The organism is Sneathiella sp. (genome assembly GCF_047631475.1).
GTDB lineage: Bacteria > Pseudomonadota > Alphaproteobacteria > Sneathiellales > Sneathiellaceae > Sneathiella.
On the sequence record NZ_JBLHZT010000021.1, the window covers coordinates 1 to 25,209 of the forward strand.

Annotated in this window: 29 protein-coding genes and 1 tRNA gene; 22 read left to right on the forward strand and 8 right to left on the reverse strand. The window is 47.5% G+C overall.

Going from position 1 to position 25,209, the window contains the following annotated elements; translation table 11 throughout:
- From ACJAYR_RS10180 to ACJAYR_RS10200, 5 genes are all read left to right on the forward strand, one after another.
- On the forward strand, positions 1-267 hold a 267-nt coding region (locus ACJAYR_RS10180; protein ID WP_415236506.1), incomplete at its 5' end, for an HAD-IA family hydrolase.
- A 97-nt stretch (positions 268-364) separates the two neighbouring features.
- Positions 365-1,057: an ATP12 family chaperone protein gene (locus tag ACJAYR_RS10185; protein WP_415236507.1), complete on the forward strand. Its 693-nt coding sequence runs from the start codon at positions 365-367 to the stop codon at positions 1,055-1,057.
- A 43-nt stretch (positions 1,058-1,100) separates the two neighbouring features.
- Positions 1,101-2,633 (forward strand): acyl-CoA carboxylase subunit beta, encoded by a 1,533-nt coding sequence (locus tag ACJAYR_RS10190; RefSeq protein WP_415236508.1) that lies wholly within the window; start codon positions 1,101-1,103, stop codon positions 2,631-2,633.
- A 17-nt stretch (positions 2,634-2,650) separates the two neighbouring features.
- Positions 2,651-4,618 carry an acetyl-CoA carboxylase biotin carboxylase subunit gene (locus tag ACJAYR_RS10195; RefSeq protein ID WP_415236509.1) on the forward strand — a complete coding sequence of 656 codons (1,968 nt, stop codon included), beginning with the start codon at positions 2,651-2,653 and terminating at the stop codon, positions 4,616-4,618.
- 16 nt (positions 4,619-4,634) lie between these two features.
- Positions 4,635-4,910, forward strand: a complete 276-nt coding sequence (locus ACJAYR_RS10200; protein WP_415236510.1) for an acylphosphatase — start codon at positions 4,635-4,637, stop codon at positions 4,908-4,910.
- Here the strand turns inward: ACJAYR_RS10200 and lipB are convergent.
- Complete coding sequence (lipB, locus tag ACJAYR_RS10205; protein ID WP_415236511.1) at positions 4,888-5,544, reverse strand: lipoyl(octanoyl) transferase LipB; 657 nt, start codon at positions 5,542-5,544, stop codon at positions 4,888-4,890. The two genes, ACJAYR_RS10200 and lipB, sit on opposite strands and share 23 nt — an antisense overlap.
- A 116-nt stretch (positions 5,545-5,660) precedes the next feature.
- Between lipB and ACJAYR_RS10210 the strand changes: the two genes are divergently transcribed.
- The 3 genes from ACJAYR_RS10210 (at position 5,661) to ACJAYR_RS10220 (ending at position 6,982) form a co-directional block, all read left to right on the forward strand.
- On the forward strand, positions 5,661-5,909 hold the full coding sequence (locus ACJAYR_RS10210; protein WP_169546142.1) for a FliM/FliN family flagellar motor switch protein: 249 nt from the start codon (positions 5,661-5,663) through the stop codon (positions 5,907-5,909).
- A 111-nt stretch (positions 5,910-6,020) separates the two neighbouring features.
- Positions 6,021-6,107, forward strand: a tRNA-Leu gene (locus ACJAYR_RS10215).
- Positions 6,108-6,658: 551 nt separating this feature from the next.
- Positions 6,659-6,982 carry an Mpo1-like protein gene (locus ACJAYR_RS10220; RefSeq protein ID WP_415236512.1) on the forward strand — a complete coding sequence of 108 codons (324 nt, stop codon included), beginning with the start codon at positions 6,659-6,661 and terminating at the stop codon, positions 6,980-6,982.
- 96 nt (positions 6,983-7,078) lie between these two features.
- On the opposite strand, the gene rpsU is transcribed toward ACJAYR_RS10220, so the two are convergent.
- A complete protein-coding gene (rpsU, locus tag ACJAYR_RS10225; RefSeq protein ID WP_037493599.1) occupies positions 7,079-7,279 on the reverse strand; it encodes a 30S ribosomal protein S21 in 201 nt (66 codons plus the stop codon).
- Positions 7,280-7,441: 162 nt separating this feature from the next.
- Between rpsU and def the strand changes: the two genes are divergently transcribed.
- The 3 genes from def to ACJAYR_RS10240 are packed head-to-tail and all read left to right on the forward strand — an operon-like array spanning position 7,442 to position 9,443.
- The gene (gene def / locus ACJAYR_RS10230) at positions 7,442-8,005 is read left to right on the forward strand and encodes a peptide deformylase (RefSeq protein WP_415236513.1); all 564 of its coding nucleotides are present in this window, start codon (positions 7,442-7,444) and stop codon (positions 8,003-8,005) included.
- Between the two features lie 19 nt (positions 8,006-8,024).
- On the forward strand, positions 8,025-8,681 hold the full coding sequence (locus tag ACJAYR_RS10235; protein ID WP_415236514.1) for a COQ9 family protein: 657 nt from the start codon (positions 8,025-8,027) through the stop codon (positions 8,679-8,681).
- 30 nt (positions 8,682-8,711) lie between these two features.
- Positions 8,712-9,443 carry an SDR family oxidoreductase gene (locus tag ACJAYR_RS10240; RefSeq protein WP_415236515.1) on the forward strand — a complete coding sequence of 244 codons (732 nt, stop codon included), beginning with the start codon at positions 8,712-8,714 and terminating at the stop codon, positions 9,441-9,443.
- A 10-nt stretch (positions 9,444-9,453) separates the two neighbouring features.
- On the opposite strand, the gene ACJAYR_RS10245 is transcribed toward ACJAYR_RS10240, so the two are convergent.
- Together ACJAYR_RS10245 and purE are read right to left on the reverse strand one after the other, a co-directional pair.
- Complete coding sequence (locus ACJAYR_RS10245) at positions 9,454-10,542, reverse strand: 5-(carboxyamino)imidazole ribonucleotide synthase (protein WP_415236516.1); 1,089 nt, start codon at positions 10,540-10,542, stop codon at positions 9,454-9,456.
- A 9-nt stretch (positions 10,543-10,551) separates the two neighbouring features.
- Positions 10,552-11,055, reverse strand: a complete 504-nt coding sequence (purE, locus tag ACJAYR_RS10250; protein WP_415236517.1) for a 5-(carboxyamino)imidazole ribonucleotide mutase — start codon at positions 11,053-11,055, stop codon at positions 10,552-10,554.
- A 165-nt stretch (positions 11,056-11,220) separates the two neighbouring features.
- Between purE and ACJAYR_RS10255 the strand changes: the two genes are divergently transcribed.
- Positions 11,221-11,952 carry a GGDEF domain-containing protein gene (locus ACJAYR_RS10255; RefSeq protein ID WP_415236518.1) on the forward strand — a complete coding sequence of 244 codons (732 nt, stop codon included), beginning with the start codon at positions 11,221-11,223 and terminating at the stop codon, positions 11,950-11,952.
- Between the two features lie 18 nt (positions 11,953-11,970).
- Here the strand turns inward: ACJAYR_RS10255 and ACJAYR_RS10260 are convergent, their stop codons facing one another.
- The gene (locus ACJAYR_RS10260) at positions 11,971-12,180 is read right to left on the reverse strand and encodes a YdcH family protein (RefSeq protein ID WP_415236519.1); all 210 of its coding nucleotides are present in this window, start codon (positions 12,178-12,180) and stop codon (positions 11,971-11,973) included.
- Positions 12,181-12,431: 251 nt separating this feature from the next.
- Between ACJAYR_RS10260 and ACJAYR_RS10265 the strand changes: the two genes are divergently transcribed.
- Entirely contained in the window at positions 12,432-12,995 is a 564-nt protein-coding gene (locus tag ACJAYR_RS10265) for a TIGR02444 family protein (protein WP_415236520.1), read from the forward strand.
- On the opposite strand, the gene ACJAYR_RS10270 is transcribed toward ACJAYR_RS10265, so the two are convergent.
- The gene (locus ACJAYR_RS10270; protein WP_415236521.1) at positions 12,992-13,570 is read right to left on the reverse strand and encodes a UbiX family flavin prenyltransferase; all 579 of its coding nucleotides are present in this window, start codon (positions 13,568-13,570) and stop codon (positions 12,992-12,994) included. The two genes, ACJAYR_RS10265 and ACJAYR_RS10270, sit on opposite strands and share 4 nt — an antisense overlap.
- 129 nt (positions 13,571-13,699) lie before the next feature.
- On the opposite strand from ACJAYR_RS10270, the gene ACJAYR_RS10275 reads away from it, so the two are divergent.
- The 4 genes from ACJAYR_RS10275 to ACJAYR_RS10290 all read left to right on the forward strand — a co-directional run bounded on the left by ACJAYR_RS10275 (position 13,700) and on the right by ACJAYR_RS10290 (position 19,543).
- Entirely contained in the window at positions 13,700-13,879 is a 180-nt protein-coding gene (locus tag ACJAYR_RS10275) for a YdcH family protein (RefSeq protein WP_169546132.1), read from the forward strand.
- A gap of 175 nt (positions 13,880-14,054) precedes the next feature.
- A complete protein-coding gene (locus tag ACJAYR_RS10280) occupies positions 14,055-15,992 on the forward strand; it encodes a bifunctional metallophosphatase/5'-nucleotidase (RefSeq protein ID WP_415236522.1) in 1,938 nt (645 codons plus the stop codon).
- A 655-nt stretch (positions 15,993-16,647) separates the two neighbouring features.
- The gene (locus ACJAYR_RS10285) at positions 16,648-18,528 is read left to right on the forward strand and encodes a ribonucleoside-diphosphate reductase subunit alpha (RefSeq protein ID WP_169546130.1); all 1,881 of its coding nucleotides are present in this window, start codon (positions 16,648-16,650) and stop codon (positions 18,526-18,528) included.
- A gap of 55 nt (positions 18,529-18,583) precedes the next feature.
- Positions 18,584-19,543, forward strand: a complete 960-nt coding sequence (locus ACJAYR_RS10290; protein WP_415236523.1) for a ribonucleotide-diphosphate reductase subunit beta — start codon at positions 18,584-18,586, stop codon at positions 19,541-19,543.
- On the opposite strand, the gene ACJAYR_RS10295 is transcribed toward ACJAYR_RS10290, so the two are convergent.
- Positions 19,540-20,097, reverse strand: coding sequence for a TetR/AcrR family transcriptional regulator (locus ACJAYR_RS10295; protein WP_415236524.1), 558 nt, complete (start codon positions 20,095-20,097; stop codon positions 19,540-19,542). The genes ACJAYR_RS10290 and ACJAYR_RS10295 overlap by 4 nt on opposite strands.
- Before the next feature lie 133 nt (positions 20,098-20,230).
- On the opposite strand from ACJAYR_RS10295, the gene ACJAYR_RS10300 reads away from it, so the two are divergent.
- A complete protein-coding gene (locus ACJAYR_RS10300; protein ID WP_415236525.1) occupies positions 20,231-20,857 on the forward strand; it encodes a glutathione S-transferase family protein in 627 nt (208 codons plus the stop codon).
- Between the two features lie 13 nt (positions 20,858-20,870).
- On the forward strand, positions 20,871-21,545 hold the full coding sequence (locus tag ACJAYR_RS10305) for a cupin domain-containing protein (protein ID WP_415236526.1): 675 nt from the start codon (positions 20,871-20,873) through the stop codon (positions 21,543-21,545).
- Positions 21,546-21,639: 94 nt separating this feature from the next.
- Here the strand turns inward: ACJAYR_RS10305 and ACJAYR_RS10310 are convergent, their stop codons facing one another.
- Positions 21,640-22,293 carry a VPLPA-CTERM sorting domain-containing protein gene (locus ACJAYR_RS10310; RefSeq protein ID WP_415236527.1) on the reverse strand — a complete coding sequence of 218 codons (654 nt, stop codon included), beginning with the start codon at positions 22,291-22,293 and terminating at the stop codon, positions 21,640-21,642.
- Positions 22,294-22,629: 336 nt separating this feature from the next.
- On the opposite strand from ACJAYR_RS10310, the gene ACJAYR_RS10315 reads away from it, so the two are divergent.
- The 3 genes from ACJAYR_RS10315 to ACJAYR_RS10325 all read left to right on the forward strand — a co-directional run bounded on the left by ACJAYR_RS10315 (position 22,630) and on the right by ACJAYR_RS10325 (position 25,202).
- On the forward strand, positions 22,630-23,775 hold the full coding sequence (locus ACJAYR_RS10315; RefSeq protein ID WP_415236528.1) for a hypothetical protein: 1,146 nt from the start codon (positions 22,630-22,632) through the stop codon (positions 23,773-23,775).
- 116 nt (positions 23,776-23,891) lie between these two features.
- Positions 23,892-24,488 carry a 2-hydroxychromene-2-carboxylate isomerase gene (locus tag ACJAYR_RS10320; protein WP_415236529.1) on the forward strand — a complete coding sequence of 199 codons (597 nt, stop codon included), beginning with the start codon at positions 23,892-23,894 and terminating at the stop codon, positions 24,486-24,488.
- 9 nt (positions 24,489-24,497) lie between these two features.
- A complete protein-coding gene (locus ACJAYR_RS10325; protein ID WP_415236530.1) occupies positions 24,498-25,202 on the forward strand; it encodes a glutathione S-transferase C-terminal domain-containing protein in 705 nt (234 codons plus the stop codon).
- The last annotated feature ends 7 nt before the right edge of the window (positions 25,203-25,209 follow it).

Sequence of the window (25,209 nt, forward strand, 5' to 3'; positions counted from 1 at the left end):
TTTTTCATGTCATTGCAGACCCCGGACAGCAATCCGGGAAAACCCCACCCTCAAATGCTGGAAAAGGCAATGTCGGCCGTTGGTGCCGAAGCGGCAAACACCTTTATGATCGGTGACACCAGCTATGATATTTCCATGGCAAAAAATGCGGGCTGCCATGCGGTCGGCGTGAACTGGGGATATCATGACGAGGAAACTTTGTGGCAGAGCGGTGCGGATCATCTTATCCATCATTACAGGGACCTGTATTCCTTGATACATCCCTAATAAAGATGCAGAAAAGCTTGATTTTTCCTAAGAAGACAGTATAAACCAAACGACTGTTTGTTTTATCCAATCAAAATTTGGCGACAAAGAAACATTTATGAAGCGATTTTATAAAAAAGCAGAAGCAGGTTCTTTGGAATCTGGCATGACGGTCCTGCTCGACGGGCGTCCGATCAAAACACCTGCAAAAGCACAATTTCAGTTACCATCAGAAAAGATGGCCGTTGCAATCGCCAACGAATGGGATGCGCAGGAAGAAAAAGTTGATCCGTCAACCATGCCCTGTATGCAATATGCGGCCACGGCTATTGATCGCGTCACAACGCAGCGGGACGCTGTTATTGATGAAATTTGCGGCTTTGGCGGCACCGATCTGGTTTGTTACCGAGCGAGTTATCCTGCCCCTCTGGTCAAAAAACAATCAAAGGCTTGGGATCCACTATTGGAGTGGGTTCGAAACGAGCACGAAATTTCGTTGAAAACGACCACTGGCCTGTCCCATATCAGGCAAGAAGAGCACGCGCTAAAGAAATTTCACGATTTGGTAAAGGCCAGAAACGATTTTGAACTGGCGGCTACGCATACCATTGTCAGTCTGACAGGGTCCATGGTGGTAACGCTGGCTGTTCTGGATGGTCATCTTGATGGAGAGATGGCTTTTGAAGTAAGTGAACTGGACGAAACCCATGTTATAGAAGAGTGGGGAGAAGATGCAGAAGCAGCTTTGCGGAGAAAAAACAATAAGCAAAGCCTTCTGAATGCGATCCGGTTTTTAACCCTTTGTGACTAATGATAAACACCGCCGTTTTCGGTAAAGGCGTCAGGGAGTTGATATGAAAGATATTATCCAAAAGCTTGAGGAAAAACGCGCAGTTGCACGTTTGGGAGGCGGGCAAAAGCGAATTGACTCGCAGCATAAAAAGGGAAAGCTCATCGCTCGGGAGAGGATTGAGTTCCTATTGGATGAAGGGTCTTTCGAAGAATGGGATATGTTCGTTGAGCATCGCTGCACCGAATTCGGTATGGAAGATGAAGCGATAACCGGCGATGGTGTTATTACCGGACACGGCACAATAAATGGTAAACTTGTTTTTGTTTTCTCGCAGGATTTTACTGTTTTTGGTGGGTCTCTTTCTGAGTATCATGCGAAGAAAATCTGTAAGGTCATGGACAAGGCCGTTCAGGTTGGTGCCCCGATTATTGGTCTGAATGATTCAGGTGGCGCTCGTATTCAGGAAGGCATCGACAGTCTGGCAGGCTATGCAGAAGTCTTCCAACGTAATGTTATGGCCTCTGGTGTTATCCCTCAGATTTCAGTCATTATGGGCCCTTGTGCTGGCGGTGCTGTTTATTCACCGGCCATGACCGATTTTATTTTCATGGTCCGTGATAGCTCCTACATGTTTGTAACGGGACCGGATGTTGTGAAAACGGTTACCAACGAAAGTGTTACCGCAGAAGAGCTGGGCGGCGCGGGAACCCATACCAGCAAGTCTTCTGTTGCTGATAATGCCTATGACAACGACGTGGAAGCCCTTTCAGAGGTTCGCCGTCTGGTGGATATGCTTCCGGCATCCAACCGGGAACGGTCTCCCGTTCGGCCCACTTTTGACGATCCTGATCGGAAAGAGCCGTCTTTGGATACATTGATCCCGGATAATCCGAATAAACCCTATGATATGATGGAACTGGTTGAGAAATTGTCGGATGAAGGCGATTTCTTTGAAATTCAGCCTGATTTTGCGAAAAACATCATAACAGGGTTTGCTCGCATCGAAGGACAGACCGTTGGTATTGTCGCGAACCAGCCGATGGTCTTGGCGGGGTGTCTGGATATCGACAGTTCCCGTAAAGCGGCCCGTTTTGTCCGCTTCTGTGACTGTTTTAATATTCCGATTGTCACGTTGGTGGATGTCCCGGGCTTTTTGCCGGGAACATCGCAGGAATATGGGGGCATCATTAAACATGGGGCGAAGTTGCTGTACGCCTATGCAGAGGCAACCGTTCCAAAAGTAACGGTTATTACCCGTAAAGCATATGGCGGTGCTTATGATGTTATGTCGTCCAAGCATCTGCGGGGTGACGTTAATTATGCGTGGCCTTCAGCCGAAATTGCGGTGATGGGTGCCAAAGGTGCCGTTGAAATTATTTTCCGGTCAGAAATTGGCGATGACGCCAAGATCGAGCGGCGCACCGAAGAATATAAAGAACGCTTTGCCAACCCGTTCATTGCTGGGCATCGCGGCTTTATTGACGATGTGATCATGCCAAACAACACTCGGCACCGGATCGCAAGCTCGCTTCGAATGTTAAAAAACAAAGAACTAGAAAATCCGTGGAAAAAACACGGCAATATACCGCTGTAGGCGAGGAGGAACGCACAATGTTTAAGAAAATCCTGATTGCCAACCGTGGCGAAATTGCCTGCCGGGTTGTTAAAACGGCACGTGAAATGGGCATCAAAACCGTTGCTGTTTATTCGGATGCGGATGATGGCGCGATGCATATGAAGATGGCGGACGAAGCGATCCATATTGGCCCATCTCCTGCTGCTGAGAGTTATTTGATCATTGAAAAGATCATCGGCGCGTGTAAGGAAACGGGGGCAGAGGCTGTCCACCCTGGTTATGGTTTTCTTTCTGAAAATCAGGCGTTTGCTGATGCGCTAGCCAAAGAAAATATCGCCTTTATCGGACCTGGTAAAAAAGCAATTGCCTCAATGGGTGATAAAATCGAGTCCAAAAAACTGGCTCTGGAAGCTGGGGTTAATACCGTTCCTGGTCACATGGACCTGATCGAAGACGCCGAACATGCGGTTAAGATTTCCGGCGAAATTGGTTATCCGGTGATGATCAAGGCATCGGCCGGCGGCGGCGGCAAGGGTATGCGGGTTGCCTGGAATGACGACGAAGCGCGTGAGGGGTTCCAGTCCGCAAAAAATGAAGCCATCAGCAGCTTTGGGGATGACCGTATCTTCATTGAAAAGTTCGTTGTTGATCCGCGCCATATTGAAATTCAGGTTCTGGCGGACAAGCATGGAAACTGTATTTATCTGGGCGAACGGGAATGTTCAATCCAACGCCGTCATCAGAAAGTAATTGAGGAAGCCCCAAGCCCGTTTCTGGACGACGCTTTGCGTAAAGCAATGGGGGAACAGGCCGTCGCATTGGCAAAAGAGGTGGATTACCATTCCGCCGGTACAGTGGAATTCATCGTCGGTGCCGATCGGAGCTTCTACTTTTTGGAAATGAACACCCGCTTGCAGGTCGAGCATCCCGTGACCGAATTAATCACCGGGGTCGATCTTGTTGAGCAAATGATCCGTGTTGCAAATGGCGAAGCGCTTTCCTTGAAGCAGGAAGATGTAACGTTGACCGGTTGGGCTGTTGAAAGCCGTCTATATGCCGAAGACCCATATCGCGGCTTCCTGCCGTCCATTGGTCGCCTGAGCCGCTATCATGCGCCAGAAGGGGACAATGTTCGGGTTGATACTGGTGTGACGGAGGGTTCTGAAATCACCATGTTCTATGATCCGATGATTGCCAAGCTTTGCACTTATGGCCCTGATCGGGCCACTGCGATCGACCGGATGAGTCAGGCCTTGGATGCCTACGAAGTGAAAGGGATTGCCCATAACATCAATTTCCTGAACGCCGTTTGTAACCATCCGCGTTTCAAAGAGGGTCGCCTGACCACGGGTTTCATTGCTGAGGAATATCCGGATGGATTTGCTGGCGTGGATTTGACGGAAACCGCGTATAACAACATTATCGCGCTTGCGACACTGGTTCATTTACGCCAGACAACCCGTCAGATCATTGGGATGGTTGAGACCGCTGGCTCTCGCTGGGTTGCCAGTGAAGGGTTGGATCGACAGACGGAACTGTCTGTTGAAGATGTCGAGCATGGTATTGACGTGACCATCGGTGATCATGTTCTGGCTGTTCGAAGTGACTGGTTGCCGGGGGATCGCCGGATTGTTGCTGATATCAACGGTAAACTGGTCGCGGGTCTGGTTGAAAAAGCAGGCGATGGTATCCGGATTACCCATGGCGGGGGTGTTGTTGATATTGCTTTGCGGCGTCCACGGCTTGCAGAATTGGCCAAGTTCATGCCTGTTAAAGTTGCGCCGGATATGTCGAAATATCTGTTATGCCCGATGCCGGGCCTGATTGTTTCGGTGAGTGTGGGGCTGGGCGACGAAGTTAAAGCAGGTCAGCCGCTTGCTGTTGTCGAAGCGATGAAAATGGAAAATATCTTGCGGGCGGAACAGGATGGTGTTGTCTCGGCGGTTAATGCCGCAGCAGGCGACACATTGGCTGTGGATGACGTTATTCTTGAGTTTGAATAAGGGAAGGCCCTGAAAGATGAAAAGCCTCCATGCCCGAATCAAAGGCCGCGTCCAAGGCGTTGGCTATCGGGCATGGACAATTGAAACGGCGACGTCCCTTGGCTTGAAAGGGTGGGTCCGAAATCGAAAGGACGGCTCTGTTGAAGCTGTTTTTCAAGGGGACGAGCGCCGGCTTCAACAAATGATTGATAAGTGTTTTGAGGGCCCTTTTCTGGCGCGGGTGGTCGATATACAGACCCGTGAAATCGAGGAAGAGCCCTTTGACAGGTTCAGCTCAAAATCGACCCTTTAGCACCTTCTTTTAAGAATATTTTCTCAAAGCTCGCACGTAATTCCTGATCAAACTCATCCATTGTCACAGGAATTCCCTGATCAACCAGCGATGTGACCCCGTGCTCTGAAATCCCGCAAGGTATGATGCCGTCATAGTGGCTAAGGTCCGGCTCAACATTGATTGAGATGCCGTGAAAGCTGACCCATTTGCGCACGCGCACGCCGATTGCTGCGATTTTATCTTCTTTCGTCCCGCGGGCAACCCAAACGCCGACCCGGCCATCCCGCTTTTCGCCTTTTATCTGATACTGAGCAAGAACATCAATTACCCAGTTTTCCATGTCTTCGACAAATTTGCGAATGTCCGACTCTCGTTTCTTCAGATCGAGCATAACATAGGCAACCCGCTGTCCCGGACCATGATAGGTGTATTGTCCGCCGCGGCCCGCGTTATAAACAGGGAATTTATCGGGGGCGACCAAGTCCTCTTTATCCGCGCTGGTGCCTGCTGTATAAAGCGGAGGATGCTCCAATAGCCAAATCAGCTCGGGGGCTGCTCCTGCGCGAATAGCGGCCACTCTGGCTTCCATTTCCTGTAAGGCAGTTTCATAGGAAACAAGGCCGTCTGAAATTTTCCATTCGATTTCATGCATGGGTCGTTATACCATTAATCCCAAGTGGTTCAAGTTGCCTCAATTGCAGAATGTTAATCTCTTGGTAACCCTAATCACGGATACTGGTCTCGGTGAGTTATTGAATAGGGAATGCAATGCGCGATAAAGCGATTAAAGGGGTCGATGTTGAAATCTCAGTTGTTCTGGGAAAATCCATCATGCCAATCCATCAGCTTCTCAAAATGGGTCGCGGTGCCGTTATTGAGCTGGATACCAGCGTAGATGACGATGCTATTGTGCTCGCGAATAATCAACCGATCGCCTATGGTGAAATTATTGTTGTGGATGACAATATCGGGATCTCGATCACAGATAAAATCAGTCCCAATCAGCAAGATGTGTAAAGATTTGCGCTTGTAGCTGGTAAAAATTCAATAAAGTTCACAAATCATAAAAAATATTGAAATCTGTCCTTGCCAGCGACGCTGGTATTTGATATCTCCCCTCTACCTCAAGCGGCCGTGGCGGAATTGGTAGACGCGCAGCGTTGAGGTCGCTGTCCGGTAACACGGGTGGAAGTTCGAGTCTTCTCGGCCGCACCAACTCTCTGGAACACCCAGAGAGCCTAAGGTTCCTAGCTTGTTACACATTCTTTGGTGTAACAGGTTCAGGACAAAGGTTGATAAACCATCCCTTAACATAGAATCCCTGAAAACACGGTCACACTTGGTATGTCCGATATGTGGTTCCGAGAGCTTACCATGAGAAGCTTGGCAAGGAATTAATCTTTCAGTAGGCTTTAACGTAAGACGATGGTACAAATTCCACTTATGCCCACTTATGTATGAAAAAGCCTACTCTGCTGAGGCTGCACCTTCATTTTTCAGGATCGAAATCCTTCACTAATTCGTTTTTCTTACTGCTGGTTTTCCTCCCGATTCCTTATTCTGGTCAATTTCTAGTCAAACTGGGTGTTCACAATACTATGTCGCCGAAATGCATTTCGTATCAGTGCGATTGGGGGTCGGGGGCGGGTGGTTCTGTGTTCACGGAGAGGTCGGCCCAGTCTTGACGTTCTGTGTGTGCCGGCGCAAGCTGTTAGAGGTCCGGACTGCTGGATGACGTGCCGGCGTTAGAGAAGGGAGGCCTGCAATTGACCCGACAATCAAGGGACGAAAGATTTTCGTCGTTTAAGGAATTTTATCCATTTTACTTGAGTGAACATTCGAATGTGACGTGCAGACGGCTGCATTTCGTGGGCAGTCTTCTGGTGCTTGTCACTCTTGTGGCCGCGCTTTGGTCCGGGATGTGGTTTCTTCTATGGTGGCTGCCCGTTATTGGATATGGATTTGCCTGGGTCGGACATTTCTTCTTTGAGAAGAATAGACCGGCCACTTTCAAGTATCCCTTTTACAGTCTTTTCGGGGACTGGGTTATGTTCAAAGATATTCTGATTGGCCGTGTCCGGCTTTTCTGAATTCCCCACAAACACCAAAAGCCGCTAACCGGTAAAACCGGTGCGGCTTTGACTGTCGCATGATCAGGAAACCAAAGCTTCCTGTTTGCGGAAAACTTAACCTTCGCGGAGAGCGCGTTTGCGAGCCAGCTTGCGAGCGCGGCGAATAGCCTCTGCTTTCTGGCGAGCGCGTTTTTCAGACGGCTTTTCGTAAGCACCCCGGAGTTTCAACTCGCGGAAGATACCTTCTCGTTGCATTTTCTTTTTTAAAGCGCGTAGCGCTTGATCGACATTGTTGTCGCGAACATGTACCTGCACAGCCTTTAGTGCTCCTATGCTATAATGTGGTTAAGTCAGTTCACAAAGTGGCGTGTCTAGTAACATGCCGCCTAACCGATGTGAAGCGTTAAACACCCGAAATAGGGAATATTTATAAAGAAAAGTCTTTTAACACAGTTTTAAGCGAGTAAACAACCGAAAATGCCAGCAAAACCAATCGTGAAAATGGGAAATCCAGTTTTATCACAGCGTGCAGAGGAGATCGATGATCCAACAGCGCCAGAGATTCGTAAACTCGTTAAACAGATGCAGGAAAGCCTGAAAGAAGCCGGTGGTATAGGTTTGGCGGCCCCGCAGATCGGTGTTCCATTGCGCCTTGTTATTTTCGGGATCCCCGCGGCGCGCCTTCAAAGCGAAGATGGCAACCCGGACGGAGACGGGCTTGCGCAAAGAGTGTTGATTAATCCGGAGTTGGAGCCTTTGGGGCCGGATATATCCTTGGGCTGGGAAGGATGCCTTTCCGTGCCGGGTTTACGCGGTCTTGTGCCCCGGTATACAAGATTGAGATATCGGGCGTTTGACCTTCAAGGGCAGAGGCAAGACGTCGTTGCTGAAGGGTTTCATGCGCGTGTTGTTCAACATGAATGCGATCATCTGGATGGTATTTTATATGTTCAACGCATGACAGATATCCGTAATCTGGTGTATGAAGATGAGATGGGTGAATTTATGAAGCACTTTTCCTTAACCGAAGGAAAAGATTAATCATTCCAAGGAGTAGGTGATGACAGATCAAAAGATCACAAAAGATAAATGTCTGAATGCGGTTTTGGATCATGTGATGTTTGACGGTTGGTCAGAAGAGGCTGTCCGGCGCGGCGCGGCTGATCTTGGGATGGATGTTCTGGATTTTGATCTTCTTTTTCCGGGTGGCCTGAAAGACCTTGTCACTTTTTATGTCACCCGTGCCGATGATCGGATGGAGGCGGCGCTTCAGGCAAAGGATGTTCTTTCAATGAAGATCCGGGACAGGATTACGCTGGCGGTCAGAACCCGATTGGAATTGGTGGAGCAGGAAAAAGACTGCGTTCGTAAAACGTTGACGTGGCTTGCCATGCCGCAAAATGCCGCTTTGGCGTTGAAGCTGACCAACGAAACCGTCAGCCGGATGTGGTACGCGACGGGGGATCGATCAACTGATTTCAGTTATTACACAAAGCGATTGACCCTCTCTGCTGTTTATAGTGCCACGTTGCTTTATTGGTTGGATGATGTGTCTGAAGGGCATGAAAAAACGTGGGGGTTTTTGGATCGCCGTATCGAAAATGTCATGCAGTTTGAGACCTTTAAATTTAAGACCAGACAAAAACTGGCCAACAAACCTGATTTCTCTTTTATTCCAAGGCCGGGGCGTTTCTTTCGAAATTTGACAGCCAAATAAAAAGGCCGACTTTAACTCGGGACCAAAAAAATGCTTAAAAATAAAATTATCCTGATTACAGACGCGACTCATTTTGTAGGAACTCCGGGGAGCCGGGTTTTGGTGCGTGAGCATGCGACACTTTACGCACAGGACGCTTCTTTTGTCGATGCGACCGCCCGCGAGGCATTCGAGGCCTTAATCCCGGGTGTGAAGGCGCTGGCCGAACAGGAGCCCGAGGACGTTGTTGCGGCTGTTATTCAGGCCGAGGGGCGCTTGGATGCTTTGATCAACAATGATGCCTATCCGGCGATCAAGGCAACCATTGATGGCGCAGATATTGACGATTTTCGAAAAACACTGGATGCCTTACTGGTGCGCGGCTTTGCCTATGCCAAATACGCATCAAAGGTCATGAAGGCCGCAGGAAAAGGTAAAATTGTTTTTGTTTCATCGGCGGTGCCAAAACATGGCTTGCCAAATTATTCAATGTATACCGCGGCGCGCGGCGGGGCCAATAGTCTGGCGGTGTCCCTTGCCAAGGAGCTGGGAAAATTTGGTATTCAGGTGAACGCGCTGGCCCCGAATTTTGTGGAAAGCCCGACCTATTTTCCTGAAGAACTTCTGAGTAATCCTGAAACATTAAAGAAAATAACCAAACCCATCCCTATTGGCCGATTGGGTAAGCCCGAAGAAGCGGGTGAATATCTCGCCTTTCTCGTCTCGGACAAATCAGATTTTATTACCGGTCAGATCCTGTATTTCGCTGGCGGTTGGGCATAGCCGCCAGGATTTAAACTTTTGGCGGTACATTTAAGGGGAACAGCCGGGTAACATGGCCCATTTTTCGGCCGGGGCGGCTTTCCGCTTTTCCATAGAGGTGGAGGCTCATCTCGGGATGCTGTAAAATGTCGTTCCAATGATCGGCATCGTCGCCGATCAGGTTGCGCATCAAGGCATTGGAGTGGGCTGTTGGATCGCCCAGAGACAGACCCGCGGCTGCACGAATGCTTTGGCGGAACTGGGATGTGGTGCAGGCCTCTATCGTCCAGTGGCCCGAATTGTGGGGGCGGGGAGCAAGTTCGTTTACGAGAACATCCCCATCTCTGGCGACAAACATTTCCACGGCGACCAAACCGACAAGATCCAGATTTTGCACAATTTTGGTGGCAAGCTCTGTAGCGTGTTTTGAAACAGCAGACAAAATGTTCGCTGGTGCAATTGTAACATCCAAAATATGGTTTTTGTGCCGGTTTTCAACGGGGCAGTAGGTTGCCACATTGCCATGAATGTCACGTGCAGCGACGATTGAGATTTCAAGTTCGAACGGAACAAATCCTTCCAGAATGGATGCTTTTCCCCCTAGAGCCTCCCACGCTTTGTCGATTTCGGTTGCCGAACTTATTTTGACCTGACCTTTACCGTCATAGCCATCCCGCCGCGTTTTTAAAATTGCAGGCGTTCCAATCCGTTCGACTGCCTGCCGCAATTCTTCCAGGCTTTCAACATTGGCGAAAGGGGCTGTCGGTACCCCCAGATTATTAACGAAACTTTTTTCCAGATGACGGTCCTGTGTGATCTCAAGAACCTTTCTGCCGGGCCGCACCGGGACAAGAGGAGATAGAAAGTTCAGAGTATCTGTTGGAATATTTTCAAATTCCAACGTCACAACATCTACTGAGGACGCAAATTTCCGTAAAGCGGCTTTGTCCGTGTAGTCTGCAATTGTATTTGCATTGGCAACTTGAGCTGCGGGACTATTTTTTTCCTGCCCAAAAATGTGGGTTTTAAACCCCAATTCCGCCGCAGCAATTGCCATCATGCGACCTAATTGTCCATCACCGAGGATGCCGATCGTTTGTCCGGGAGCAAGAGTGGTCATGAATATATCCTATTCAGGAGTGTCAGTTGGTTCTAACGCGACGGCTTCTGTTTGTTTGGACCGCCAGATATCGATTGCGCTTGCAATATCCTCATTGCCGAGCGCGAGAATTTGCCCGGCAAGCAGGGCGGCATTGATCGCACCAGCTTTTCCAATCGCAAGGGTTCCAACAGGAACCCCACCTGGCATTTGAACAATAGATAACAGGCTATCCATACCTTTTAAGGCTTTGCTTTCAACCGGAACGCCTAGTACTGGCAAGGGGGTCATTGACGCAGCCATTCCAGGAAGGTGCGCCGCGCCGCCTGCGCCCGCGATCAGAACCTTAAGTCCTTTGGATTTGGCAGACTGTGCATAGTCCACCAGACGGTCCGGTGTGCGATGCGCTGAGACGATCTTGGCTTCATAGGGAATGCCAAGGGTTGATAATGTATCTGCGGCATGTTTCATAATTGGCCAGTCTGACTGACTGCCCATGATAATACCGACGAGTGGTGCGCCGTCTTGACCCATGTTTTGGTGTCCTGTTATCGGAGTTTCCTAATGGATGAGTGAATTTTCCGGATTATAGGCCCGGTTTTTTCAGAAGCAAGTATCGCTTGAAGCTTTGAAATTTAAAGTCAAATAGAGTATGTAGTTATCAGTGTGTAGAATTATTGTGACCAGTCAGGTTTATAAATGAAAATAGGATCCACGGGCCGTGCCGGCGTAACCGGAGCAGTTGGAAAGACAAGGTCTAAAGCTGCGACAGATGCCTATTCCAGTGTTTCGAGCCCGCGTACAATCACAGATACAACCTCTGTCATGGGGATTCCCGAAGCGGAACTGACACCTAAAGTGCGGGATGCCATTATGACGCTCATGGGCGAAGTAGATCGGCTTCGAAAATCTGTTGAAGGGATAAATCAACGACTGGAAGAAGCCGAAAAGCTGGCGGATCAGGATCCTTTGCTTCCAATTTATAATCGCCGGGCCTTTGTTCGGGAGTTGACCCGTGTGCAAGCATCGGTCGAGCGTTACGACAGTGCAGCCAGCTTGATTTATATCGACCTGAACGGGTTCAAGGGCATAAATGACAAATATGGTCATCAGGCAGGTGACTATGTGTTGTCCGAGTTTTCAAAGCGGTTGTTGGTAACCGTACGTGAAACGGATATCGTTGGCCGTCTGGGCGGAGATGAATTTGGTTTGATCCTGTCCAGAACCAATCAAGAAGCGGCAACGGCACTTACATTGCGTCTGACCAGCGAACTATCCGGGAATCCAATATCATGGGAAGGGCACCGATTGGATGTCGGGATGTCCTACGGGATTGTTCCTGTTGAAAGCGGTGTTAATGCTGAACAAGCCCTTGATAAGGCCGATAGCAAAATGTACGAGCATAAGCAGGAATTCAAAAAAGAAAGCTGATCCGTCCAGCGGCTGGAATTACGCAATAATATCCGGCAGTAACGCACTTTCAGTCCTGAATATCTGATCTTTCAATATAAGCTTTCGCTTTTTCAGGCGTTGAAGTTGCAGGCTGTTATAATTTCCAGAATTTATCAGGGCATCAATGGCCAGATCCATATCTCTGTGTTCCGTCTTTAGTTCCGCCAAGTGCTGCTTAAGAATTTCCTGCTCATCAATTTCTGTCATGGCGACGTTCAAACCCCAACAATACAAAGTCTTCGCGTAAGCGATCATTTTGTGAAACCGCTACCACACAAATTTTGTAATATCAGTGATATGCGGTAACCTCATTCTAGAATGTACCATTTTTTTGCAATTTAAACTAGGTCGGAATGGTCTAATTTGCCGGAGTTTAAACACGGCAAGACCTTGTTTTGGCAGTCAGAAATGGTGGATGTTTATGAATTGTAACAAGACAAGAGTCAAGGAGTGTTGAGTTGTCCGTTTTTCCAAATGCCGGTTTCCCACCTTGCGCTCTGTGGGACTTTGCTTTGAAGCTTTATAGTAATCCGGCCGTTGAGCAGGCTTGCCTGTCTCTACAAAACAGAAAAGGCGTTGATGTTAATTTGCTTCTGTTTTGCGTGTGGGTTGCTGCCAGTGGACGAGAGGAATTACGGGAAGCGGAGCTTAAGGAAGGCTTGGCGATAAGTCATTATTGGCAAGAGGCAACCGTCCGGCCTATGCGGGACATTCGGAATTTTTTAAAGCCGCCTTTAAAATATGTAGATAATCGATTGGCCAACGAATTGAAGCGTGTGGTCAGTGAAAGTGAAATTTACGCAGAAAAACTTCAATTGCTAGCATTAGACCGTCTGATCGACAGGCCTGCAACGGCGTCCTTCAGTGGGTCCATTTGCGCCCGTGCCGCCGTTCATAACTTATTTAAATATTTGGCAGAAGAACTGGACGCTGAACCGGATAATAAGGATCGGGCAGACATAAAGGCTATTTGGTTGGCCGCTTTTTCTGAAGAAGACGAGCTGTTTGAAGAAATTGCCTAACTGTTTTTGAGGCCGTTCCAACGGGTTGCCAGATCATTGTCAATATTCATCAGGTCAAGGGTTCTGCCAATTGTATGGTTGACCATATCATCCAGATTTTCCGGGTGTGTGTAAAAGGCCGGAACGGGCGGCGCAATGATTGCCCCCAGATCAGACAACTCAGCCAGATGCCTTAAATGTCCTGAATGAAGGGGCGATTCTCGTATCATTAGAATAAGACGCCGACGTTCTTTCAGGATTACATCAGCGGCCCGTGTCAGCAAGTTACTGGTTGTTCCCGCAGCAATCTCTGACATCGAGCGGACAGAACAGGGGGCTATTACCATACCCGCATTCCGAAAAGATCCTGACGCAATGGCGGCTCCAATATCAGCGTATTTATAGCTGACATCAGCCAAAGCCCGGACCTCTGAAACAGATTGTTTGGTTTCGTGAACGAGGGTGATTTCTGCAGCCTTGCTTATGACTAAATGGGTCTCAATATTTAGTAATTTGCAGGCCTCTAACAGACGAATTCCATAAATCGCCCCTGATGCGCCAGTCATTCCGATTATAAGTTTCTGTTTTTCGGACATTAATTCGGTTCACTCATTATTTTGGGTTTCAGGGCAATGATTGATATCATTTTCTTTAACAATTTTGTAATATATTAATGTCCAAAGTTGGAATCCCAACTGCCTACCTTTTAGTAGAGGAGATAAAATATGAGCACAACAGAGTATGTTGCACAGTTGACAGAAAAACATCATCAGATTGAAGAAGAAATTCATTCAGAAATGTTACATCCGTCGGCCGACCATACCCATATTACCGAGCTCAAACGAGAAAAACTCCGATTAAAAGAACGAATAGCAGAAGTATCAGCGCAGCAGGTGAAAAACTAATCCCTCTGATTGCTTTATAACTTTTAACAATGCGCTGGATTTTTCTGGCGCATTTTTTATTTGCCCTATCACGAAACTGTCAATGTTTCGACACATCACTGCAACGCAACCCCAACAGTTTGTCGTCTGACAAAACGATTTTACTCAATCGAATTAAGTATACAGGGGTTGCCTTATGAAAAAGACACTAATTTCCGCAGCGCTAACCGTCGGTTTGCTGGCATCGACATCAACGATGTCTTTTGCTGAACAAACACTGTCGGCAAGGGCGATCGCGCCCAACAGCGCAGGCGCTTTGAACAAACTATATGTCCTGAACGGAAATAGTGTGGCTGAAGATGAGCTTGCCCTGGATTTCCGTGCCGGTAAAAATGATTTTACCTCAGGGCAAACAAAAACGCTAAGGGTCCTGCATATAAATGACCTGCATTCTCATCTGATTGATTTCCATCGCAAAGGCGATACGCATCGGTTTTCACAAATTTCAAAAATCGTAAAAGACGCGCGTCGGAAAGCGGGCGCCAATAACGAAGCCGTCCTGTTTTTGAGTATGGGGGACGAGCATATTGGAACCGTTTGGGACGAACTGCTTGGCTCTTCCGCAGACGATTTTAAAATGAGTGCGCCCTATCGGGCTTTGTCTGCTGCGGGTCTGGATATGTCGGTGGTTGGAAATCATGAATTGGATAAAGGCTCTGAACTTTTGGCGCGCGCAATTGAGCAGGATGCGGATTTTCCGGTTTTGACAGCGAATTTGGCAGGCTCAAAATTCAAAATGCCTTGGGCACCCGCAGCCATCGGCGAGGTAAATGACGTTCGGATCGGATTTATCGGACTAACATCCATAATTGACACTTATTTGCAGACAGAAGCTGATCCCGGGCTTAAAGGCTATGAACCTGTGAAGGTTGCAAAAAATATGGTCAAGGCTCTTGATCCGCATGTCGATGTGATCCTGCTGTTAAGCCATGTTGGGTATAATGGTGCGTTACCAAAAGGAATGGAGCTTAAATACGATCTGGCGATCGGTGATAAGCAGATTGCTGAAGCGGTATCGGAAGTCGCAACAAAACCTGTTGCCCTTCTGGGAGGGCATACCCATACAGTCCTTAACGAAAATGCGCTGGACAACCGTTCGGTTGTGGCTGGCGTTCCTATAGTCCAGGCTGGTGAATACGGAAAATTTGTTGGTGATTTGAAAATCACCCTGACCAAGTCTCAGTCCGGTGAGGTGAGCGCAGTTTTTTCTGAACGATTGATTGCGACAAAAGGCCGGGCCAATGAAACGGCGGCCGACCTTGATTTGAAGATGAACGAAGACGTATTGGATCCGATTAAAGAGGAACTGGACAAGCGTTTGCAGGAATCTATTGGTGTTGTTTTATCTCAGAAGAGTATGCGGGATGATCAGGTCATTTTGGATCGTTATACCGGCGAAACGGCAATTGCCAATTTTATGAATGATGCGGTTGTCGCCAGAAGTAAATACTGGGCAACGGATCCTGTTGATTTTGCCGCCTTTAACGCAACAGGGATGCGCGGTGTGGACATGAACGGTGACCTGACCTATGACGAATGGTACAAGGTTATGCCCTATGCCGACGAGATTTATGTCTACTCGGTGACAGGTGCAGAGTTGAAAGCCATCATTCAGGACAATGCGCGGCGCATCGTTCGTCCAGAAGAGCTGCAGCGTAATGGCGGATCACTGGATCCTGAAAAATTCATCCCGCGGGGGTTCCAGCATTATTCATCAGGCATCCGATACGAAATTTTCCTTGGAAATAATGCCATGGAAACAGTCGCCAAAAATATCACCTTGAACGGCACACCAATTGACCAGCTTTTGGATCGGAACTTCCGGATCGCGTTTAACTCTTACGTTGCAAACGGTCGGGAAGGTTATTCAGGGGGGGCGATCAAGGGGTTGCCCACGCAGATCAAGGGGTTTGATCTTAAAAAACTACGGCAGATGAAGGCGTTTAATACCTACCTTCTCTATCGCGGTCAGATCATAAATTATATCCGCAACGAGGCAGGGGGTATCGTGGGACCCGAAACCGGCGCGGTCTATGACGGTCGCGTCACCGTTTCCGCCTCCCCAAGGAGCTAACAGGAACCTTTTTTCTGATGCCATTGATGTCAGGCCCCTCTCAGACCGGAGAGGGGCTTTTATATTTTGTTGTAACACAGACTTCTAACTCCTCTGATTTGTTGTGTTTTTTCAGTTGGGAGGGGGCCATAACCGGATTTTTGGTTAATTTATAGGCATACTATATGTTGATTTGGCCTTCTTTCAGATACCGCTAGGCGATGGGCTGTTAAAAACTCGCAAAAAACAACCTGTATGGCCTAAAGCAGATGAAAAAGGCGGCGAAGGTGAGAATTGTCACTTTTGTGCCACAGCCGGACTTTCCATCAAAAATATGAGGATTTTCAGGGAAGTTTCTGTAAGAACGGCAGAAATAAAGCATCCCGGATTCGTCAAGTAAATTTTTTTAAAAAAATGCACTACAATTTGTTGACGGGGTGAGGGGTATTCTACAATATGTAGTGGTTCTCAAGAAGGGGCGGCGAGCTGAAAAAGCTCGACAATTCATAAGAATAAAGGCGGAACTCGGTTTTTTGGATGTTATTCAAAATACTCGATTGTCGTTACATGTTTATGACAGGCTTTTTTGACAGGCATTGTCTGGTCTCTTGAGGAACAAAAATTGTACAGGCCAATGTTGGCTTGCGGGAAAATTGGAAATATTGGGGATAAACGGATGCTGGATACAGTCGATATGTTGACGGATGTCGTACAGGTAAAAGATGGTGCGCGTGTACATATCGACCATAGTCGCGATGAGTATCTGACAGAATTTGGTAAGGCGGTTTTGGTTGATCGCTATCTTCTGCCAGGTGAAAGTTTTCAAGACCTGTTCGGTCGGGTTGCAAGCGCCTATGGTGACAATGATGATCATGCTCAGCGGATCTATAACTATATTTCCAAGCTTTGGTTCATGCCTTCCACGCCCGTCCTCAGTAATGGCGGTAGTAATCGGGGTCTGCCGATTTCCTGCTTTCTAAATGAGTCTGATGATAGCCTGAACGGTATTGTGGATCTTTGGACAGAAAATGTCTGGCTGGCGTCAAAAGGCGGCGGTATTGGCAGTTACTGGGGCAATCTGCGTTCTATCGGTGAGGGCGTTGGTGCTGTTGGTAAAACGTCTGGTGTTGTGCCCTTCATTCGTGTCATGGATAGCCTCACTCTGGCGATTAGCCAAGGTTCGTTGCGCCGTGGCTCTGCTGCTGTTTATTTGCCTGTTTCACACCCTGAAATCGAAGAATTTGTTGAAATTCGCCGTCCGACAGGGGGGGATCCAAACCGCAAAACACCGAATTTGCACCATGGTATTTTGTTGTCTGACGATTTTATGAGGGCCGTGGAAAATGACACGGATTGGGGATTAACCAGTCCGAAAGATGGCTCCGTTGTCCGGAAAATCAGCGCACGCAGTCTGTGGATTAGAATTCTGACCGCGCGGGTCGAAACCGGTGAGCCCTATATTATTTTCAATGATCGCGTGAATAGCCTGGTACCTGAGCATCACAAGCTTGCTGGTCTCTCTGTAAAAACATCTAATCTTTGTGCCGAAATCACGTTGCCGACAGGCCGCGACCATTTGGGGAACGATCGAACAGCGGTTTGCTGTCTTTCTTCTTTAAATTTGGAAAAGTATGAAGAATGGAAGGATGATGAGGTCTTTATCGAAGATGTCATGTTGTTCCTGGATAATGTTTTGCAGGACTTTATCGATCGGGCCCCCGAAAAGATGGAGCGGGCCAAATATGCTGCGATGCGTGAAAGAAGCGTGGGCTTGGGTGTAATGGGTTTCCATTCATTGTTGCAGGCAAAACGGGTTCCAATGGAATCTGTTATGGCTAAAGTCTGGAACAATCAGATCTTCAGTCACATACAAAAACATGTGGATGCGGCTTCCAAGTCATTGGCGAAGACACGGGGCGCCTGCCCGGATGCGGCTGATTACGGCTTTGAAGAGCGGTTTTCCAACAAAACAGCGATTGCACCAACAGCATCAATTTCAATTATTTGCGGCGGCGCAAGCCCGGGCATTGAACCAACTGCGGCCAACAGTTACACCCATAAAACGCTATCAGGCTCTTATAATGTGCGTAATCCGCACTTGAAGGCATTGCTGGCAGAAAAAGGCCATGATAACGAGGAAACCTGGAGCTTCATTACGGTAAATGAAGGATCTGTCCAGAAACTGGATTTCCTGACCGATTTGGAAAAAGATGTCTTTAAAACGGCGTTTGAACTGGATCAGCGATGGATTATCGAGCTTGCGGCAGATCGCACACCAATGATTGATCAGTCTCAATCCGTCAATATTTTCCTCCCTGCCGATGTACACAAACGCGATTTGCACCAGATTCACTTCCAGGCTTGGAAGCAGGGCGTGAAAAGTTTGTATTATTGCCGGTCAAAATCGATCCAGCGTGCAGAAGTGATTGCTACAAAGGAAGATATGCCGGACAGCCTAAAAGAGCTTGTTGCTGGAGTGGCCAAGACATCCCGTCCTAAATTGGAGGTTGTCGCGTCCGAAACAACTGACTATGAAGAATGTCTTGCTTGCCAATAAGGTAAGCAAAATCCCTTATTTTTAGAATTTCCGTTACGAGAGTTTAGAGAGTCAGATGTCCCTGCTTGATGCAAAACCGGTTTATAAACCTTTTTCCTATCCATGGTGTTATGACGCCTGGTTGATGCAGCAGCAAATTCACTGGTTGCCGGAAGAAGTTCCGCTCGCCGATGACGTGAAGGACTGGCATCAAAATTTAACGGAAGACGAACAGCATCTTTTGACGCAGATTTTTCGCTTCTTTACGCAATCTGATATTGAGGTGAATAACTGTTATATGCGCCACTATACGCGTGTTTTTCAGCCCACCGAAGTGCAGATGATGCTTGCGGCTTTTTCCAATATGGAAACAGTTCATATTGCGGCTTACTCGCACCTGCTGGATACCATTGGTATGCCTGAAACCGAGTATTCTGCCTTCCTCCGTTACAAGGAGATGAAGGACAAATATGATTATATGCAGCAGTTCAACGTGGAAAGTAAGTCGGAAATAGCCAAAACATTGGCTGTATTTGGTGCGTTCACAGAAGGATTACAACTGTTTGCAAGTTTTGCCATTCTACTTAATTTTCCTCGTCATGGTAAAATGAAGGGGATGGGACAGATCGTTACCTGGTCTGTTCGCGATGAGACATTGCATTGCAATTCGATCATCAAACTGTTCAAAACTTTTATCAGTGAAAACCCTGAAATCTGGAACGACACGTTCGTTGAAGAGCTTTATCAAACCTGTCAGGATATTGTCTCGCATGAGGACGCCTTTATTGATCTTGCATTTGGCGCTGGAAATATTGAAGGACTGACCGCTGAAGAAATCAAAGCCTATATTCGGTATATTGCAGACCGGCGTATGGGGCAGCTCGGGTTGGATCCCATCTATAATATTGATAAAAACCCATTGCCTTGGCTCGATGCAATTCTGAACGCTGTTGAGCACACCAACTTTTTTGAAAATCGGGCAACTGAATATTCAAAAGCGGCCACTCAAGGATCGTGGGAAGACGCTTTTTCCTAAGCGTCATCAATCATCTGAACAAGAAGCCGGGCCGTTTTTTCTAGCGGGTCCGGCTTTTTTAATGCAATTGACAATACCATCGCCCCTTGTAATGCGCTGATGATGTAGTCAGCATCAGCTGCGGCACTTTTTGCGCCGGAAACGGCCGTGTCCGTCCAGTTCAGCATCTTCTGAAAGAAGACCTCAACAGCTTTTTGTACCTCGGTGGGTAGGCCCGCACTTTCCGCTCCGAGAACACATCCCAGACAGATTGTATTTTGCGATTGAAGCGCGTGAAGATACACCTCCCCAAGGCGTTGTATACGGTGCGCAGGCTTTTCATCAGGCTTGTCAGCAGGCCCCAAACTGTCAAGAAGGGTGCGACCATATCGTTCAACGACAGCCCGGCCTAAATCCTCCTTCTTTGGGAAGTGATAATGGACACTGGAGCTTTTTATGCCCACTTCGGTGGCAATATCTCGAAAGCTGATCTGATTAAAACCGCCCTGACGAATTCTTTTTTCCGCCGTTTCCAAAATGGTTTCTACACGATCTGTGGAGTTTGTTTGAGTCATACTCTTTTATCTATCAGGTGATAGGCAGTTGACAAGATCAAAATTTGCGCTATCTATCTACCTATCGATAGATAGATAGTCGTATTCACGATTTTACGTCTATGGCCGGTAAACTTGATAAAAGGAATGCGAGATGAAAATACATGAATTCAAGGGATTTCCAAATCCAGCCAGAGTAAGAATTGCATTAGCTGAAAAAGGATTGCTCGATCCGGTGGACTTTGTTCATGTGGATGTGCCGTCAGCGGAACACAGAAAGGACGCTTTTTTAAAGAAAAACCCCTCTGGTGCTGTCCCTGTGTTGGAGCTGGACGACGGTGTTTTTATCTCCGAATGCACGGCAATAACTGAGTATATTGATCAGATTGACAAAAATTCGATCCTAACAGGCACTGGGGCCGAAGAACGGGCCCGTATTGCTATGTACCAGCGTAAAGTGGAAGCTGGATTTCTGGATGCCGTTGCAGACTTCTTTCACCATGCCACAGAGGGGCTGGGCCCGGATGTGGAAGGGTATCAAAATATCGAATGGGGTGAGCATCGTAAAAATGTTGCCATCAAAACCCTATATTGGATGGAAGAACAGCTTGTTGGTCAGGAATTCCTAGCGGGCGACAGGTTTACAGTGGCCGATATTACGGCGCAAGCCGGTTTCATGTTTGCAGGATTTAGTAATCTGGAAATACCGGAAGACTGCCCAGCGGTTAAGGCTTATGCTGAACGCCTTGCCAATCGGGAGAGTGTCAAACAAGCGGCATAGGAAAGTGAATGACATGCAGATTAATGCTGATTTTAATACTGTTGCCATAGAACATGGAGGAGCCCTTGATTGGGTTCCTTCGCCGATAAAAGGTGTTCACAGGCGGATGCTTGACCGTGTTGGCGGAGAGGTTGCGCGGGCGACGACGATTGTCCGCTTCGATGAAAATAGCCAGTTTGATGCACACATACATGGCGGTGGAGAAGAATTTCTGGTTTTGGAAGGCGTGTTTCAGGATGAACATGGAGATTATCCTGTCGGAACCTATATTCGAAACCCACCAACATCTCAGCACACTCCTCGTTCTGATAAGGGCTGCGTGATTTTGGTCAAGTTATGGCAGTTTCAGGCAGATGATAGAGCGTTTACAGTTGTGGATAGCGAAAAAATGGAACTTTTTGGGGACCCCTTGAGGAAAAATGTTCTCATAAAACCGTTGTTTCAGGACGCGTTTGAGACGGTCAGGCTTGAATATTGGCCAGAGGCATCGTTGATCCGTGTTGGCGATGACGGGGGTGCAGAAGTTTTTGTTTTAAACAATCAGTTTGACTATGAGGGGCGGACATTTTCCCCATATTCCTGGCTTCGCCTGCCACCGGGTAAAAAAGTTGATATTAAAACCGGCGAGAAGCCCGTCAGGGTTTGGACGAAAACCGGGCATTTGACCAAAATAACTGTCCCTGAATAGGCGCCCCATAAACAAAAAAAACTGCCTGAAAAGGCAGTTTTCAAAGGGAGGGAGAAATGTGTCAATGTTGGAAAATTCTCACCATTTTGTGTCTTTAGCTGGCGAGGCGTTTTTTGCGGCGCCAACCAAAGAAGCCCAGGATCGCTATTCCCGCGCCATAGAGCGGAAGCGCGGCAGGTAGCGGAACCGTCGAAATTACCGGGTCGACAACCATGCCGGAGATTTTAAAATCGTCCATATTGCTGCGCTGCCAGCGCCGACTTGTATCGTCATCAAACGCGCCTATACCAAAAAGGCTTCCTGTCCAGATCCCTTGAAAGATGTAAGTGCCATTTGACGGGATGTCGACACTGTAATTAATGGCATCCAAAACACCGTTTGGACCCAAATCAAAGAGAAACGTAAACTCGTCGTCTCGATCAACATAGCTGAAGGAAACGCTTTTGATTGTCACGTTCTGGTCAAACGAAAAATTGACGAAATCGTTTCTATAATTCCCGTCAACCTGATGGCTGTCGCCGCGGTAGCTGCTAATGCCAAGCCCGGTTGAATATTGACCGATGCGACCCTGAGAATAAACCGTGCCGGCGTCAGAAAAAACACCGGGCGTTGTTGTTACGGTCACACCATCATTCGTGAAAGAGTAAGAAGAAGCCAGACCACCATTTCCAGAGAAATCAAATGTCGCCGCTTGTGCTGCCATGGATGTACATAATAAAAACGCGCACGCTACCAATATTTTCTTCATTTTGCCCCTCGCAAATCAAGAATCTTTCGTCAAAGTTGAGACAACATAGGGATGAGTGTCCTGAATTTACAATGGGATTTTGCAATGATGGGTTGTTTTATTCTGAAGTTGAAAAGAAAATTTTACGCAAAATTAACCAATATTTTCCGAAAACCCGTTCATCCACAACAATTTCTATAAATGAAATTAGAGGGTTATTGATGTTGGCAATTAAAGTATGATTTTAAAAGCCTCCGGTTGTGAAAGGTTAATTTTTGGGCCGCTATGGTTAATTTGATGAAACAAGACGAATCAGTTTGATATGGAACATGAGTTTTTTTATCGGTTGGATTGCAAATGAAAAGAAATCCTTTCATTGCCCGATTTTTCTGGATTATCGGGCTGCTGATCCTCTGCATTCTTTTGGCTCAATCATGGGTGGCGGCAAAAGAAATTGAACGGGAAGCTGAAAATGGATCTTTCATTATGCCTGGTACCGGCGGCAGTGGGGTTCGCGTAACCAACGGTGGTAAATCAAAAAATTTGTCTGACCTGTCGTTGATGCTGCAGGAACCTGATTTTGACCTACCAATCAGGGCAGAGGCCAAGTGCGGTAAAGAAACAAAACGGACCCTTTTGAAGGACACTTTTTATTACCTCAAGAAAGTAACCATTGGCATCGGTAACGAAGACAAGTCATTGTGGGAAGAAGATATAGAGCCAGAAAGTTTGGCCGCACAAAAACAGGTGCGTTATTTGATTAACAAGACGTTTTCAGTTCCTATTCGATCGGCGAACCAGCAATCACAAATTGTAGATCCCGTTGAAATCGTCTTAAAAGATGCTCGTAGAACAGGAACGGATCCCCAAAAAAGATGGGCATATTTCCGGCGACCTCACCAGTTTACGCTCACCTTTCCAATCTATATGCGGGTTATCTGTCAGGCGGTCACAAAGGATGCGTTGACTGGAAAAGAAGCTTACGGAGAGGATATTCTGTCGATCACAACGACAAAGGTGCCCATTTCCTTGCGATATGAAGGCGATCCTGAACTTCGCTATCGCAAAAAACTGCCGCTTTCTTCCGTACAGAAACCTATCTCATCAAATAATACTGAACGGACGCAAGTGGCTTCTGTCGATGAAATTGTGTTTGCGCAGGATATCGGACTTTTTGAAGGAGAGTGTCCCTCTACCGCGGAGTTTGATCTTCGATTTATAGGGAAAGGCCGCGGCTTGATCTATCTGCGGGTCACCGAAAAAAATAAAACAGTATATGTGAGCGACGGAATTGAATTCAAAGAAGGAAAGGGACGCCATATTTTTTCCTATCCGTTCGGTCGGTCAGTATTTGAAAAGCGCAACACAAAAGTGGTGGATCATGAATTTCGATTTCGAGTAATCTTGGTCCGCGATGGAAAGACATCCATCGGACAAACACAGCGCGCTGTAAAAAATGACGTTCTGAATTGGCAGCATCGCTGCGTGTTAGACGGGGATTGAACTCTGATGTTTGTTTCTAGCGATTGACGCCTGTAAGCGGTTCTTCTAGGCTTTCCGCGCGGCAATTCAAGAAACAATAAAAATCACTGGCCGCGAACAACAGATGGAGGACCCCCGTGTCAAAACTAGAATTCTTCTTTGATTGCTCGAGCCCCTGGACCTATTTGGGGTTTGAAAGCCTGGAACAGATGAGAGGCCGCCACCCGGATCTGAAGGTGCTTTACAAACCGTTCCTTGTGGGTGGTGTTTTTAATGCAGTTAATCCGTCTGTGTATGCAAATCGCGATAATCCGGTCCCGGCCAAGCAGGTCTATTCAAAAAAAGACCTGCAGGACTGGTGCACCTATGTGGGTATCCAGATTGGACAGCCTCCGGTTTTTCCGGTGAATAGTGTGAAGGCAATGCGCGGCGCATTTGTTGCGTTGGAGAATGAGTGTATTGTTCCTTATGCGCGCGCGGTGTTTAAGCGTTACTGGACAGATCTTGATGATATTTCACAGGAGACCGTTCTGCGAGAGATCGTCAGCGAAGTGGGGCTGGACGAAACAGAATTTTTTGAGCGCATTTCACAACAAGCCTACAAGGACATGCTGCGACAGAATACGGAAGAACTGATTGAACGCGGAGGTTTTGGCTCCCCGACCTTGTTTTTAAATACGGATGACATGTATTTTGGCAACGATCGCATGGCGTTGATTGAAGCCAAATTGTAGGGGCGGCAAATGATTGATCTTTATTATTGGCCAACTCCTAATGGCTGGAAAATCTCCATCGCGCTCGAAGAAATGGGACTGGAATATAACGTGATTCCAGTGAATATCGGTCGTGGAGATCAATTTAAGGAAACGTTTCTTTCGATTAGCCCCAATAATAGGATGCCCGCAATTGTGGATCACGATCCTATTGGTGGCGGGGACCCCGTTTCGGTCTTTGAGACGGGTGCCATTCTCATTTATCTGGCTGAAAAATGCGGCAAGTTCCTTCCATCGGATTTGCGCGGGCGAATACAGGTTGTTGAATGGGTAATGTGGCAAATGGGCGGCCTGGGCCCCATGCTGGGACAACATGGTCACTTTAAGTTCTATGCGCCGGAAACTATTCCGTATGCACAGGAACGCTACAGGAATGAAGCGCTTAGGTTGTTTGGTGTTCTCGATCGGCGATTGGAAGGGCGGGACTATATTTGTGATGATTTTTCGATCGCAGATATGGCCTGTTGGCCTTGGATCATTACCTATAAGCGTCAGGAACTTGATATCGACCAATTTCCAAATTTACGGAAATGGTATGATCGGCTTAAGGGAAGACCGGGGTTGAGAGCCGGATATAAGGTTGGTGCTGAACTGGGGAAACCAACGGGTAAGTGGGATGAAGAAGCACGAAAGCATTTGATGGCGCAAGCCGAATTGCCCGGTCAGACAAAATAATTCCTTC